This is a genomic window from Micromonospora sp. NPDC049139 (assembly GCF_055586845.1).
Genome location: NZ_JBVJHK010000026.1, coordinates 34,544 through 49,027, shown reverse-complemented (window position 1 = coordinate 49,027; position 14,484 = coordinate 34,544). Strand labels below are relative to the sequence as shown.

The 14,484-nt window shown below is 71.9% G+C and carries 12 protein-coding genes and 2 tRNA genes; 7 read left to right on the top strand and 7 right to left on the bottom strand.

Going from position 1 to position 14,484, the window contains the following annotated elements:
- Positions 1–266: 266 nt before the first annotated feature.
- The 6 genes from ACZ6Q9_RS30440 to argS all read right to left on the bottom strand — a co-directional run bounded on the left by ACZ6Q9_RS30440 (position 267) and on the right by argS (position 8,289).
- Positions 267–791 carry a hypothetical protein gene (locus ACZ6Q9_RS30440; RefSeq protein WP_396830521.1) on the bottom strand — a complete coding sequence of 175 codons (525 nt, stop codon included), beginning with the start codon at positions 789–791 and terminating at the stop codon, positions 267–269.
- Positions 792–967: 176 nt separating this feature from the next.
- On the bottom strand, positions 968–1,603 hold the full coding sequence (locus ACZ6Q9_RS30435; RefSeq protein WP_393269148.1) for a hypothetical protein: 636 nt from the start codon (positions 1,601–1,603) through the stop codon (positions 968–970).
- Between the two features lie 456 nt (positions 1,604–2,059).
- Entirely contained in the window at positions 2,060–2,959 is a 900-nt protein-coding gene (locus ACZ6Q9_RS30430) for a hypothetical protein (RefSeq protein ID WP_396830519.1), read from the bottom strand.
- Between the two features lie 514 nt (positions 2,960–3,473).
- Complete coding sequence (locus tag ACZ6Q9_RS30425; protein WP_396830517.1) at positions 3,474–5,432, bottom strand: bifunctional aldolase/short-chain dehydrogenase; 1,959 nt, start codon at positions 5,430–5,432, stop codon at positions 3,474–3,476.
- A gap of 35 nt (positions 5,433–5,467) precedes the next feature.
- Positions 5,468–6,481, bottom strand: coding sequence for an S-methyl-5-thioribose-1-phosphate isomerase (mtnA, locus tag ACZ6Q9_RS30420; protein ID WP_396830515.1), 1,014 nt, complete (start codon positions 6,479–6,481; stop codon positions 5,468–5,470).
- An 89-nt stretch (positions 6,482–6,570) separates the two neighbouring features.
- A complete protein-coding gene (argS, locus tag ACZ6Q9_RS30415) occupies positions 6,571–8,289 on the bottom strand; it encodes an arginine--tRNA ligase (RefSeq protein ID WP_396830514.1) in 1,719 nt (572 codons plus the stop codon).
- Positions 8,290–8,612: 323 nt separating this feature from the next.
- On the opposite strand from argS, the gene ACZ6Q9_RS30410 reads away from it, so the two are divergent.
- The 6 genes from ACZ6Q9_RS30410 to ACZ6Q9_RS30385 all read left to right on the top strand — a co-directional run bounded on the left by ACZ6Q9_RS30410 (position 8,613) and on the right by ACZ6Q9_RS30385 (position 12,399).
- The gene (locus ACZ6Q9_RS30410) at positions 8,613–10,022 is read left to right on the top strand and encodes a hypothetical protein (RefSeq protein WP_396830512.1); all 1,410 of its coding nucleotides are present in this window, start codon (positions 8,613–8,615) and stop codon (positions 10,020–10,022) included.
- 20 nt (positions 10,023–10,042) lie between these two features.
- Positions 10,043–10,115, top strand: a tRNA-Lys gene (locus ACZ6Q9_RS30405).
- Between the two features lie 10 nt (positions 10,116–10,125).
- A tRNA-Pro gene (locus tag ACZ6Q9_RS30400) sits at positions 10,126–10,197 on the top strand.
- A 101-nt stretch (positions 10,198–10,298) separates the two neighbouring features.
- Entirely contained in the window at positions 10,299–10,790 is a 492-nt protein-coding gene (locus tag ACZ6Q9_RS30395; protein WP_396830511.1) for a hypothetical protein, read from the top strand.
- A 103-nt stretch (positions 10,791–10,893) separates the two neighbouring features.
- Positions 10,894–11,880, top strand: a complete 987-nt coding sequence (locus tag ACZ6Q9_RS30390) for a DUF817 domain-containing protein (RefSeq protein WP_393459188.1) — start codon at positions 10,894–10,896, stop codon at positions 11,878–11,880.
- A 102-nt stretch (positions 11,881–11,982) separates the two neighbouring features.
- Positions 11,983–12,399 (top strand): nuclear transport factor 2 family protein, encoded by a 417-nt coding sequence (locus tag ACZ6Q9_RS30385; protein WP_393269128.1) that lies wholly within the window; start codon positions 11,983–11,985, stop codon positions 12,397–12,399.
- A gap of 108 nt (positions 12,400–12,507) precedes the next feature.
- Here the strand turns inward: ACZ6Q9_RS30385 and ACZ6Q9_RS30380 are convergent, their stop codons facing one another.
- Complete coding sequence (locus tag ACZ6Q9_RS30380) at positions 12,508–12,984, bottom strand: MarR family winged helix-turn-helix transcriptional regulator (protein WP_393269125.1); 477 nt, start codon at positions 12,982–12,984, stop codon at positions 12,508–12,510.
- 645 nt (positions 12,985–13,629) lie between these two features.
- Here ACZ6Q9_RS30380 and ACZ6Q9_RS30375 point away from each other — a divergent pair.
- A complete protein-coding gene (locus ACZ6Q9_RS30375; protein ID WP_393269122.1) occupies positions 13,630–14,484 on the top strand; it encodes a phosphotransferase family protein in 855 nt (284 codons plus the stop codon).

Sequence of the window (14,484 nt, the reverse complement as noted above, 5' to 3'; positions counted from 1 at the left end):
CGGGGCGGTGAGCCAGCCGCCCCGGGGCCGCACACCGTGCTGGTCGCCCTGCTTCAGGTCCGGTCCGCGCGCGGCACACATGGACTGCGCACCGCCGCACGCGGTGTCGCCGCCGGCGCGTCCTCCTGGCCCTGGCGTGCGCGCTGTACGCGGCCGCCGCCGTCGACGGCGTCGCACTCGCCGTGTTGCTGCACGACATCACGCGCGTGCCGAACAGCGCCCGTTCGTGACGGTCGCACGGGCGCCTTCGGCTACGTCATCGGGCGTCACGACCCTTCGAGAAACGGCACCTGGCACTCGCTCCAGTCGGGCGAGCCGTGCTGCCAACCAGTTGGCCGCCTTCCGACCTGGAGCGGGATGATCGGCCCCCCGTCGGCGAGAGGCGCATACCGGTCGGGCTGTCCGGTGAGCAGGTGGCACTCGTTGTCGACGGCGGCGAGCAGAGCGCTCGCGGCGTCGAAGCGCCCCAGCATGAGGTGCGCCATGGCGCACGCCCGCCAGTTGAGGGGGTCGACCGTCAGCACCGCGGCGGCCGGATGGTTGACGACCATGTCGAGGCGGTCCGCGTCGGCCAGCCGAAACGCCTCGGCAAGGCACGCCACCGGCAGCCCGAACATGCACCCCTCGTCGGCCACCTCGGCAATCACCTCGCCCACGTCGATCGACTCCTCGGCGAACGCGAGGATCGCCGAGGCGTCGAGGATCACCCGGATCGGGAGGCCGTTCAGGCGGCGCGGAGGAGAAACCCGGTCTGCCGGCACCTCAGCCTCCACGACGATGCGGTGCGCCACGCCGGCCTGAGCCTTGCGGGGCGTCGACGACCGACTCCCCGCCAGCGCCACGGCGGGGCGAATGACCGGCACCGCTTCGCTGCGGCCGTGTCGTAGCTGGTTTCGACACCGGAGTGATCCCTTCTGACGGTGTTCGCAAGCGGAAGGCAGACAGGCACGGCGGTGACGGGAAGAGGTCAGCCGCCGACAGATTCGCGTCGGGTGAGCTGCGCCGGCGTCCCGCCCGCTCCTGGGCTGCGCCACATCGGGTAGGCGGTGCTCCCGTCGGGGAGCGTGAAGGGCTCGTGGGCGACGTAGCCGTGCCGGGTGTAGAGGTCACGTTCGGTGAGGGTGGTTGCCTCGGTGTAGGCGGGCAGCAGGGCGTGGTCCATCCGGGCGTGGCTCGTGGTGAGCAGGGCGCCGGCGCGGTTGACGCCTCGCCGGTCCGGCGTGGCAGCGAAGAACGCCAGGTGGTTGTGGGGGCCGGTGGGCCGATGGGCGGCCAGGACGCCGTCGAGGCAGAGGAAACGATCGAGGTGGTCGCCGCAGGCGACGGCGAGCCGTTCACCGTATCCGGTCGGTGGCGGGATCCGGCCGTACCGGTGGAACCAGACCGCGGCGGCGGAGTGGTCGTCGAGGAGGTAGGCCTCGCCGAAGAGGAGCGCGTGCTCGGTCCAGATCCGGGTGACGGCGCGGAGCACGTCGTGTCGACGGCACTCGTCGGGTACGAGCCATGCCCCGATGGCGCTGGTGGCGAGGGCAGCGGCGACGAGGTGGACAACCTCGCCGATGTCGCACCACCGGGCACGTCCGAGCGGCAGGGTTTCCTTCATGACTTCTCCTCTTCACGGGTACGGCTGGTCGACAGACGGAGCAGCCGCAGGGCAGATGGACTTGTTCGATCAGGCCCGGCCCGCGCCGGCCGACAACGGTGCCGGGAGTCCAGGCGGCTTGATCAGTACGACGGAAGGCGCCGGGTCGATGCAGGGCATCGCTCCCCCGCCCGGACGCGGGCCCACGCCCCTCGTCGTGCGGACACGGCATCTGGTCGTTCGCCCGCCCCCGAGTCCGGTGGCCACAGCGACGACCCGTCAGCGGACCGTCCAGGCGATCGTGGTGATGCCGACGCCGCCAGCGGTACGGCTCGTCATCGCGACAGCGACCACCACTGCCCGAAGCGGGTTGCCGACATGGCGAACCGCTACCCGTACGCCGTCCGTTGGGTCTTTCCGCCTCCGATGACTTCCGGTGGTGACGGCGACGATGCGTCCGGGGCCGGGCGCAAGGGCTCAGGCGGGTCGGGTATCGGGCTGGCGCGGCCGGTCCGCGAGTTCCTCGCCGCGGCTGGCGCACCAGCCCTGGGACTCGGGTTCTGGGGCCCACGAACCCAGCGCGGTGCCGACGGCGGTGCCGGTCCACCCGCCGGCGGAGCTGTTGCCCGCCGAGCTGCCAGACGCGGCCGGCGTGACACCGGGAACGTGGGCCGGCGAGGACTGCCGGATCGGGTGGCTCGCCTCGGTTGCGCCGACGCCCGGCGCACCGGCGGGCGTCGACTCCCCCGTCGCGGGTGACGTGGTTGCCGCGCTGCTCGGGATGTGTGGCATGACGCTGGGAATCATCGGCCGCACGGGCATCGGGCCCTCATCAGTGGCGGGTGCCGTGACGGCCGGCACGTCTTCGGCCGGCGCAGGCACGACATCCGCCGGATCGCCGGCCGGGGGCCGGGGCGCGACGGGTGGGCCGACGATCGGCTGGGTCAGCTCGAGCACCGGCGCCAGGGCGGGCGCCAGGGCCTCGACGACCGGCTCGACCACCGGACGAACGACCGCGCCGACCGGCTCGACCACCGGACGAACGACCGCGCCGACCGGCTCGAGCGGGCCGGCCCCGGCGGCCTCCCGCACGGCGGGCGGGGCATCGCCCACGACCCGACGCGTCACCGGTTCGGCCACCTCGGTGACTGAGTCCACTCCGTCGGACGGGATCGCGCCCACCGGCGCCTTCCCCCGCGCCGCCGGGCCGACGCCCACAGCGACGATGGCCGGGGATCCACGGTCGGCGGCCGACGAGGCAGTGCAGGACAGCGAACCGTCCGCGATGGCTCCGGCGCTGTCAAGCAGGTCGCCCAACGCACACAGGCGAGGCGGTCCGGCAGCGTAGGCAGGCTCTTCCGCTGTCGCCTCGGCCATACCCCAGGCTCCGAGGACGCCACCGACCACCAGCGCCCCCCGCAGCATCGTCCGGGCAAATCGGCCGCGAACCCGCACCATACGCACCTCCGGGGACTGCTCTTCCCGACCACGCCGATTGTGCCAACAGTGAACGCATCGACGCGCTCCGACACGCGAACGGACGGCACCCGCCGCCACGGCGACGTCCCCGGGCCGGTCGAGGCGGGCCTGCTCGCGTCGGCGAATCCGCCCGGGGCGTTGAACCCCACCAGCGGTACGGCGAGCCCGAACAGGGCTCGACCCCTCCGGCTACGCCCAACCGGTGAAGAGAGGTGCGGGCTCCGGCCGTCCTACACCGGCTGGCGCCCGCACCTCTCAATCCCCTCGCCGCGTGACACATACGTGTCAAACAACCCGCTGGGAGTCTGCCATAAGGTTGACCATCGCCGCCACCGAACAGCCGACCCCCGGTAACCCGAACGGATGATGCCGAGCGGACCTGATGCCGCTGCGGGGCCGAGGCGTCAGCGCCTCAGATCACCCGCTCGTTCCCCCCGTCCACGGTGATCTGCGCGCCCGTGGTGGCCGCGAACGTCTCCCCGCAGAGCGTGGCGGCCAGGTCGCCGACCCGGGCGCTGGTGATCTCCGTACGGAGCAGGTTCCGGCGCGTGTACTCCGCCACGGTCAGCCCGTAGCGCCGGGCCCGAGCCTCCAGCAACTCCGCACTCCACAGCCCGGTGTCGAAGACCGCGTCGGGATGCAGCACGTTCACCCGGATGCCGTCGGTCGCCCACTCCAGCGCCGCCACCCGGGCCACCTGCGTCACCGCCGCCTTCGATGCGGAGTAGGCGACGGCGCCGGGCCCGGGGGCCAGGGCGTTGCGCGAGGCGACCACGACGACCCGCCCGCCCCGGGGCGCGAGCGCCAGCAGCGGGTGGGTCCGGGAGAACAGGTACGCGACCGACTCCGCGTTCACCGCCATCGTGCGCTGCCAGTCGGCCGGGTCCAGCCCGGCGATCTCCCGGCTGGCCGGGAAGATCCCGGCGGCCGCGACGACGATGTCGACTCCGCCGAACCGGTCCACCGCCGTGTCGAGGGCGGCGTCGACGGCTGCGGAGTCGGTGACGTCGACGGTCAGGCCGAGCCGGGCCGGGCCGTCCGACGCGGCGACCGACGGGTCCCGGTCCAGGGCCACCACGCAGGCCCCCCGGGCCAGGAGCGCCTCGGCGCAGGCCCGGCCGATGCCCGAGGCCGCCCCGGTCACCACGGCCACCTCGCCGGCGAACTCCGGCACCGGGCCGCCCCGCCGCAGCTTCGCCTGCTCCAGCTCCCAGTACTCGAGGTCGAAGATGTCCTGCGCCGACAGGGCCTGGTAGCCGCCGACGGCCTCGGCCGCCTCGATCACGTCGACGGTGTGCCGGTAGATGTCCCGGGCCATCATGGCCTCGGCCGCCCGGCGGCCGGCGGTGAGCATCCCCAACTCCGGATCGAGGATCACCCGGGGCGCGGGGTCGAGCGTGGTCAGCGCCGTCCGGGCCCGGGAGCGGTTCTGCTCGACGTACCGGCGGTAGTCGTCGGCGTACCCGGCCACGTCGGTGCCGACGAGCGGGATCCGCTTGGTGCGCAGCACGTGGTCCGGGGTGACCGGGCCGCGGGTGGCGACCGCCGCCAGGTCGGGCCGGTCGAGGAACGCCCGCACGGCCGGGTCCTCGTAGCGGCTGAGCAGCATCGGGGCGCCCGCCGCGGTGGAGACCTCGTGACGCAGCCGGGCCAGGCGCAGCCGGTCGACCGGACGGGGCTTGGCGGGCGCGACCCGGGGCCGCGGCAGGGCCATCCGTTCCTCCGCCAGGGTGACCAGCTCGATGTGCCGGCGGTACGCCTCCTCGGCGTCCGCGCCGAAGGTGAACAGCCCGTGGTTGAGCAGGACCACGCCGACCGTGCCGGCGTGGGCGCGCGCCGGGTACAGCTCCGCGCAGAGCCGGGCCAGGTCGAAACCGGGCATGACGTACGGGACCACGACGACGCGGTCGCCGTAGACCTCCTCAACCAGCCGGTCACCCTTCGGCTGGTTGGTCAGGGCGAGCAGCGCGTCGGCGTGGCTGTGCAGCACAGCCGGGTACGGCAGCAGCGCGTGCAGCAGCGTCTCGACGCTCGGGTCCGGCGCGGTCGCGTCGAGGCGGGCGCAGCGCAGCTCGTTCATCATGTCGCTGTCGGCGAGCCGCTCCAGCCGCAGCAGCGCCCGCAGCCGGTCCAGCCGCAGCGCGGTGAAGCCGGACGCGTCCATGGTCGCCAGGTCGGAGCCGCTGCCCTTGACGTGGAGCACCTCCACCGGCTCCCCGGTGAGGTCGGTGACCGTCGTCTTGACCGAGGTGTTCCCCCCGCCGTGCAGCACCAGGTCGGTGTCGGCACCGAGCAGCCGGGACGCGTACACGAGTCGCGCGATCGGATCGGAGGCGTCCGGGGCGTCGGCGGCGGACCAGCGGTCGAGCATGGGGGGCGGCTCCTCGCAGGAGAGGTCGGGGTTGGTCAGGCCCGGGCGGTGGGGTCGTCGGGGCGGCCGCCGGCAGCCGGCAGGATGACCCGACGCTCGGTGACGATGGCGGTGACCAGGTCCGCCGGGGTCACGTCGAAGGCGTAGTTGAGGGTACCGGTGCCCTTCGGGGCCAGGTCCGCCGCACCGAGAGCGGTGATCTCCTCGGGGGCGCGTACCTCGATGTGGACGTCCCGGCCGGTCGGGGTGGCCAGGTCGACGGTCGACTCCGGGGCGGCGACCACCATCGGCACCCCGGCGCGGGCCGCCGCCAGGGCCAGCGGGTAGGTGCCCACCTTGTTGATCACGTCGCCGTTGGCGGTGATCCGGTCCGCGCCGACCACGACCGCGTCGACCAGGCCCTGGGCCAGCACCGACGCGGCGGCCGAGTCCACCACCAGGGTGTGCGGCGCGCCGATCTGGGCCAACTCCCACACGGTCAGCCGCGCGCCCTGCAGCAACGGGCGGGTCTCCGAGGCGTACACGTGGGCCAGCGCCCCGTGCTCCTGGAGGGAACGGACCACGCCCAGCGCGGTGCCCCACTCGACGGTGGCCAGGGCCCCGGCGTTGCAGTGGGTTTGCACCGCCACCTGCGGCCCCACCGTCTCGACGAGCCAGCGGGCACCCCGCTCGCTGAGCGCACGGCAGCAGCGGACGTCCTCCTCCAGCACCGTCAGGGCCTCGGCGAGGGCGGCCTCCGCGCCCTCGGCCTCGAGCCGGACGTGTACCCGGTCGACGCCCCAGGCGAGGTTCACGGCGGTGGGGCGGGCGGCCCGGATCGCGTCGACGGCCCGCCGCAACTCCGCCGGGTCGTCCGGATACAGCCGGGCGGCGAGGGCCACGCCGAGCGCCCCGGCGACACCGATCGCGGGTGCGCCCCGGATCGCCAGCGACCGGATCGCCGCGATCAACTCCTCGACGGTCCCGATCTCCAGGAACTTGACCTCGTGCGGCAGCCGGGTCTGGTCGATCGCGATGATCAGACCGTCCCGCCAGTCGATGGTCCGCATCCACACCCCTCACTGTCCGGAGCCCATAACCTACGGTGGCCGCCCGCTCCCCCGCTACCTGCCTGCTGGTCGGTGACCACGCCGTGGGATCACATCCGTTCGAGGGTTCGGATGCCGAGCAGGTGCAGCCCCTGCCGCAGGGTCCGGGCGGTCAGGTCGGCCAACAGCAGCCGGCTCTGCCGCAGTTCGTCGGGGGCGCGCAACACCGGGCAGCGTTCGTAGAACGCGCTGAACGTGGTCGCGAGCCGGTGCAGGTGGCCGGCGAGGTGGTGGAACTCCAGGCTCCGCTCCACCTTGCCGACGACCCCGGCGAAGCCGAGCAGCTCGATCGCCAACGCCCGCTCCGACGGCTCGGCGAGCACGACGGGCGCGCCGGGCCGCGGGGCCGTCCCGGCCCGCCGGAACACCGACCGGATGCGGGAGTACGCGTACTGAAGGTAGGGCGCGGTGTTGCCGTCGAGCGACAGCATCCGCTCCCAGTCCAGGACGTAGTCCCGCGCGCGGTCGGTGGAGAGGTCGGCGTACTTGATCGCGCCGATGCCGACGGCCCGGCCGATCTCGGCGGCGGCCGCGGCGTCCAGGTCGGGGTTCTTGGCCCGGGCCAGGTCGGTGGCGCGGGCCACCGCCTCTTCGAGCAGGCCGACCAACTTCACCGACTCGCCCGTCCGGCTGCGCAGCATCCGCCCGTCGGCGCCGAGGATCGAGCCGAAGCCGAGATGCTCGGCCCGGGCGGGCGGGCGCAGCCAACCGGCCGCCCCGGCGACGGCGAAGACCATCGCGAAGTGCTGCTGCTGGGGCAGCCCGACCACGTACAGCAACCGGGTCGCGGCCAGCTCCCCGGTGCGCTGCCGCAGCGCGGCCAGGTCGGTGGCCGGGTAGCCGTAGCCGCCGTCGCTCTTGCACACGATCAGTGGCAGTGGCTCACCGCTTCGGCCGGTGAACCCGGGCGGGAAGGCGCAGTCCGCCCCGCCACTGGGCACCAGCAGCCCCAGCCGGTCCAGGTCGTCGACGACGTCGGCGAGCAGCTCGTTGTACGCGCTCTCGCCCCGGAAGTCGCTCCCCGTCAGCGTCACGTCGAGCAGGTCGTACACGGACAGGAAGTACCGCTCCGACTGCTCCACCAGCAGCCGCCACAGACGTCGGGTCGACTCGTCACCGCCCTGCAACGCGACCACCCGCCGCCGGGACCGTTCGCGGAACGCCTCGTCGGCGTCGAACTTCGCCCGGGCCGCCTTGTAGAACGAGTCCAGGTCACCCACCGACAACCCGTGCGCCGCCTCGACCTCGCCGAGGTCGGTCAGGTGCTCGATCAGCATCCCGAACGGCGTGCCCCAGTCGCCCAGGTGGTTGACCCGCACCACGCGGTGCCCGAGCCAGTCCAGCAGCCGTACCGCCGCGTCGCCGATGACGGTGGAGCGCAGGTGTCCGACGTGCATCTCCTTGGCCACGTTCGGCGCCGAGTAGTCGACCACCACGGTCTCCGGCACCGCCGCCGGCGGCACGCCGAGCCGGTCGTCGCCGGCCAGCCGGGAAACCAGGTCGGCCAGCGTCCGGTCGGCCACGGTCAGGTTGAGGAAGCCCGGCCCGGAGACCTCCGCCGACGCGCAGACGTCGTCGAGCGCCGCGTGCTCCAGCACCTCGGCGGCGAGGTCGCGCGGCGAGCGGCCGAGCCGCCGGGCCAGCGCCAGCGCCGCGTCGGACTGGAAGTCCGCGCGCGGCGAACGCCGCACCGTCGGGTCGACCGGGGTGCCGGCCACGGTCGCGAACGCCGGTGCCAGCCGGTCGGAGAGCAGCCTTTCAAGATCCATGGGTACGCCGATCTCGCTCGGACCCGCGCTGTCATGCGGGCCGTTGGACGGGGAGATGCGGGCAGACCGAGGACGATCGGCGATGGCCGGCGGCTCGATCCGCCGGTCGCCGGGAACAGGTCAGCGCGGGCGGGCGACGGATCGCCGGCGTCGCTGCGCACCGACCTGGACGTCATACGACGTTCCGGTGCACTGAGCGGTCGCGCTGGTCATGCACGGCAGCGTAGTGGACCGGCCGGGTCGGGGACACCCCGATTCCGCCGCGCTCGGCGGTCGTACGAATGCGATTGCCGCACGTGTCGGCCGCTGTCAGGATCGCGGTCATGTCTGTTGAGGTGTCCGCTGACGAAGCGCTGACCGCGCTGCACGCGTCGCTCGACGAGCGGCGCCGGCCGGAGGAGGTCGCGCTTCTGGTGTGGCAAGCTGTCGGCGGCCAGCTGGGACTACGCGAGCGGACGGTGTTGGGCCGGGTGGCCCGGGCCGCGTCCCGGTGGAACGGCTGGAGTTCGATGTCGACCGACTTCGCCCGTCCCGTTGGCGGCGGACGACAGGTCGACGCGGCGCTGCGGCTGTTCGAGCTGCCTGGTGTCGATGTCGACGCGGACGATCCGGCCTCGCTGCTGGACTTCAGCGTCCAGCTCAGCGAGTCCCTCGGCGCCGTCGACGCGCGGCGGTTGGACTTCCTGCGGGACCGGCTGAACCGGGAGGCGCGGGCCGCGGCGGGGATCGAGATCTCGAAGCGGCAGTACAACCGGCGTTTCCGGGTGACCCAGCGGGTGGCGGCGAAAGCGGGGCGACTGGAGACGGAGTGGAGTAAGCGGCAGCTGACGATGATCGCGCGGGCCGGGTTCGCGGCGGACATCGACCGGGGCGCGTTCGTCGCCGACCCCTGGGCGGGATGCTTCGTCGCCTACCTCACGGCAAAGCGCAAGCTACGGCGGGAGTTCACCCTGTCCGGCCGGGAGAACCCCTACGACGAGATCGCCGACCTGCTGTTCCGCCGCTGCGTCGACAGTCCGGGCACCGACTGGTGGATGGTCGCGCAGGTCTGGCCGAGCCCGGAGGTGCTCGCGCGACTGTCCGAGGCGCGGCGGGGTGAGCTGCTGGGCCGGTGGTGGGCGACGATGCGGCAGGTCGCGGGTCTACTCAAGCGGGTGTGGGCGGCCAGCGAGTTCGACCGCGCCACCATGATCGTCCGTCGGGGCAACGACTCGTCCACGTGGAATCTGCTGTGCGGCGCCTACAACACCGCCCGAGCGGCCTGGATCAACACGCTGGACGCGTCGGGCAGCACCGGCTTGCTGGACGTGTCCTGCCCTGGCAAGGCGATGATGCTGATCGCCGCTGACCTCGCCGCGTGGCACCGCTCCACCGGCGGCGGACTGCACCCCGACGTGGGCGTGTGGACGCGGCTGCCGCTGCCCTGGGACGTCCTCGACGGGGCGGCAGCCTGCACCCGCCGGGACGTGGAAGCGGCGTGCGCGGACGCCGGTGTCGACCCCGCCAGATCAGGCTGGGTGGGGCCGCGGTCGGTGGGCGACACCGGCGTGTTCCGGCCGACGCCGGAACTGGTGCACGGCGTGTCGATCGCCGACCCGGTCTGGGCATCCGTGCTGCGCTCCGACGGCGTGTTCTCCGGCAAGCCGGCCAAGGCCGGCCGGGCACAGCACCAGGTACCCGCCGGCGTCGTGACCAGCGCGTTGCCGGAACGCGGTGGACAGGGCCCGCAGTGATCGGAGAACATCGTCGGCGGCCCGTCGTAGCTCAGTGGTAGAGCGCCCGGCTCTTAACCGGGTGGACGCTGGTTCGAGCCCAGCCGATCGGGACGTGCGGAGATCCGCTGTAGCTCAGCGGTAGAGCAGCCGGCTAGGGTCCGGCAGGACGCCGGTTCGAGCCCGGTCAACGGATCTCCGCCCCGCCGACCGGCCGAGGGCAGCCAATCCGGCACCTCGTCGGTCCCGAAGGTGGTGCACGAGTTCCGGCCGGCTGAGCAGACGGGGTGACCTGCGGTGGACTCCGCTGAGCGACTGGTACGGCTCCGGCGGTTGCTGGCCGGGCTGCCGGGGCCGTACGGCAACGGACGCCTCTGGACCCTCGTCCGGTCCAGCGACGCCGAAGATCCGTTCCCGGCGGCGTTCGCGTTCCTGACCGAGGCTGCCGTCATCGGCTCCGGCAGCCCGTACGGCACGGCGTCGCAGGCGCCACAGGATGCCGCGGAGTTGTCGGCACGCATGGGCGAGGTGGACCAGGACGCCGCGTCGGCCGTGCTGGTGGGGATGACCGCACGCACGCTCGCCTACCGCACACGGGGCCGCTACCCGATCGGGCAGGCTCGAGACGTGTTCCAGAAGACGATCAGTCTGCTGGGTCACGGCACCCGCTGGTGGACCAACACCGATCTGGAAGCATGGAACCCGGTGAGCCGGCACGTCATGGACGCCCTCGTCATCGCCGCTGGCGGTGGCGTCCTGGTCGCGGTGCTGGCCGCGGACGAGGACTGAGACACGGGGTTCGTCGCTTCGCGTCCCGCTTGCCGCATGACGAGCAGGCGCGCACCGCCCACCGGCGCCGGCTCGGGCTGGGCCGGCCGATAGCGTCGCGGTGATGCGTACCCCGTCCGGACCAGCCGGCCTGACCACGGCCGAACGCGCGATCGATGCCCGCTTCCGCGCGGTCCTGGCACGGCTGCCTGAGCGTGGGCCGATCTGCTGGCTGGCCGAGTTCGCGGTCTTCGGGCTCAAACAGGCCTGGGCGTGCGTGTTCGGTGCGGCGATGCTGGCGGTCATCCTCGCGGCGCACCTCTGGTACCCGGCAGACGCGGCACTCGCCCGCAACGACTTCCTGACTCTCACCGCGGTCGCCGTCCAGATCGGGATGGTGGCCGGACGCCTGGAAACCCTGCGCGAACTGCGAGTGGTGGTCCTGTTCCACCTCGTCGGCACGGCCATGGAGCTGTTCAAGACCCACATCGGCTCGTGGTCCTACGCGCCCGACGGGGTCCTGCGACTCGCCGGGGTGCCCCTCTTCAGCGGCTTCATGTACGCCGCCGTCGGCTCCTACATGGTCCGGGTCAACCGGCTGTTCGACCTGCGTTTCGCGCGTTACCCGAAACGCTGGGTGACGGCTGTCGTGGCCGCCGCGATCTATGCCAACTTCTTCAGCAACCACTACGTCCTGGACGTGCGATGGGTGCTCATCGCCGTCGTCGCGCTGGTGTTCGGGCGCTGTGTCATGCAGTTCCGCGTGTTCCGGTTCCGCTTGCGCATGCCGCTCCTGCTGGCCTTCCTCCTCGTCGCCCTCTTCATCTGGCTCGCGGAGAACATCGCCACCTGGTCGCAGGCCTGGCTCTACCCGAGCCAGATGAGCGGTTGGCACCCGGTCTCGCCGGAGAAGCTCGCGTCGTGGTTCCTCCTCATGATCATCTCGGTGGTGATGGTCACCTGGATCTCGCCGCCGCAGCCGCCCGACGACCGGCGCCGGCGGCCCCTCCCGGCGGGGGTGCGTGCTCGCAGCAGTCGTCGCGGCCGCAACCATAGCGGGCCGCAGCCGTACGACTTCCGCGATCCGCCGACCTGGCCTCGGTCGACCTGACCGTCGATACAGTGAGCCCGAACACCTGACGGCACGAACGATCGAGCCGCCGAGCGGGCCCGGCTGCGGCGCCCGCGCGACAGGAGAAGGGCGGTCCGCCTCATGGCGACGAACCGGGACATCGTCTCCCGCGCCCTCGCGAACTGGTCCGCCGGCACCGGCGCCATCTCCGACATCCTCGCTCCCGACGTGCGGTGGGAGATCGTGGGCAACTCGGCGGTGTCGCGCACGTACCACGGCGTCGACGACTTCGTCACCCAGGCGCTGCGGCCGTTCGACGCGCGATTCAGGCCGGAGAGCCCGTACCGGCCGGTGCGCGTGCGGGCGCTCTACGAGGACCCGGACGCGAACACCGTCATCGCCGTGTTCGACGGCACCGGCGTCACCGTCGCCGGTACCACCCACGACAGCACCGTCGCCTGGTTCCTGACCTTCCGCGACGGCAAGGTGGCCGACGGGACGGCGTTCTTCGACAGCATCGCCTTCAACGAGGTCTGGAAGATCCCGCCGGCCGGCTGACCGCGCCGAGCCGTAACGGCTGGGCTGCACGTCGCTGGCGCCAGCCGTCCTCGTGTCGTGGTGGAAGCTGGGGCTTCCCGCTGGTCGGCGAGTGTCGGGGCGACGGTGTCATGGTGCGGAGGCTCTCGACGTGTCGGCTCCGCGAGGAGAGGCGTCGAGGATCTGAGCGAGTGCGGACGTCACGTCCTGGAGGCGGTCGTGTCCGACCACGGCGCCCCAGCGGGCCTCCAGGTCCGCGAAGAATCTCGTGGCGACCTCGGCGGCCCGGGTGCCGCGGTCGGCGTAGACGACGACGCGACCGCGGCCGTCGGTGGGGTCAGGGACACGCCGCACGTAGTCGCGTTGTTCCAGGTAACCCACGAGTTCGCTCATCGCCTGAGGGGTCATCCCGGCTCGCCTGGCCAGGATGGTGGGCCGGGTGCCGTCACAGTCGATGAACCGGAACACGTTGAGGTAGTGGGTGGGTCGCAGGTCGCCGTGTCCGGTCTCGACGAGGTGGTGGTGAAGTTGGTCGAGGATCAGGTTGAACGCCTGACCGATGAGCTGCGGGAGGAACGGCTTGTCACTTGTGGATCCTTCGGGCACCTTATAATCTCGCCTTCTAAGGTTGCTTGATTACTTGAGCCTAGCCGAACGGAGCAGCATGCCTCAGCCCCACCTCGTCGGCACCTCCGAGGCGGTGCCCACCCAGCGCTTCACCACTGCCATCCCCCATCCCGACCGGTGGCACCGGGCCGGCAACTCGCGCCGGTTGCCGGCCTTGCGACAGCGACACCGACTGCGGGACGCCCCTGGCGCATCCCATCCCTCACCCAACCGGAAGGGGCGTGGCTGTGAGATGGCGTAGGACCGCGAGGGTGGTCGCCGGAATGACCCTCGTCCTGCTTGGCCTGTTATGGATGCTGCAGGGGACCGACCTGATCCGGATAAGGCCGATCCTGTGCGTCGCCGACTGTCAACCCGTCACGGGTGGGTCACCCGGCTGGTTGGCCGCCGGCGTGGTCACCGTGATTGTCGGCCTCGCTGTGGTGGGTTTCCTGCCACGCCGACGCCAACGGTGTCGCGCATAGATCGTCCACCGGCCACCGTTGCACACGCGGAGACATCCAAGACCACCTCAGCCTTTCATCCCCGACGTCAGTCATCGCATCACACCCTGGAGGCTCCATGCCCGGGCAAGCCGGCCCAGCCGTATCCGAGTGGGACGATCAACAAACCGCACTGCGAACGGTGTCCGCCCACCTGCCCGACATTCATGTCACGTCGGTGGTCCCGCTCGGGGCAGGCCTGGACAACATTTCGTACGAGGTGAACGACAACCTCGTGGTCCGGATCTCCAAAGACCCCGACTCTGACGAGCGCACCGCCCGCGCGATCCGTGAATGTCAGCTACTACAGGTGGTCGCACCCGCATCACCTCTGCCGGTGCCCCAACCACTGCTCGCGGCGGCCGAAACCGGTGTTCTGGCGTACCCCAAACTGCGCGGCCGCCCACTCCTGTCGATTCGTGAGGCATCGCGCGCGGCGCTGATCCCGTCGGTCGCGACCGCCCTGGGTGAACTTCTCCGCGCCCTTCACGCCATCCCCGCCGACCGCGTGGCCGGGTTGGTCGACATCGACGACACGCCGCTGACCGAGTGGCACCGCGAGGCCGAGGAGTTCTACTCAGTTGTTGCCGGGCACATCCCACCTCGACATCGGCCAGCCGTCGACGCCTTCTTCCAGTCCACCCCGCCGCCAGAACCACACACTTCGGTGTTCACCCACAATGATCTCGGCATCGAACATGTCCTCGTCGACCCCGACAACGGTGAGGTCACCGGCATCATCGACTGGAGTGACGCCGCCATCGCCGACCCTGCCTACGACTTCGGCCTGATCTGTCGCGACCTTGGCCCACACGCACTCGACCTCGCCCTAGCCAGGTACGACGCACCTGGGCCCGACCGCACGGGCCTGCACGACCGGGCGGTCTTCTACGCCCGATGCACCCTGTTCGAGGACATGATGTACGGAGTCGACACCGGGCAGAACGCATACGTGAGCAAGAGCCTGGAGGCTATGACATGGCTGTTCCGTCAGTAG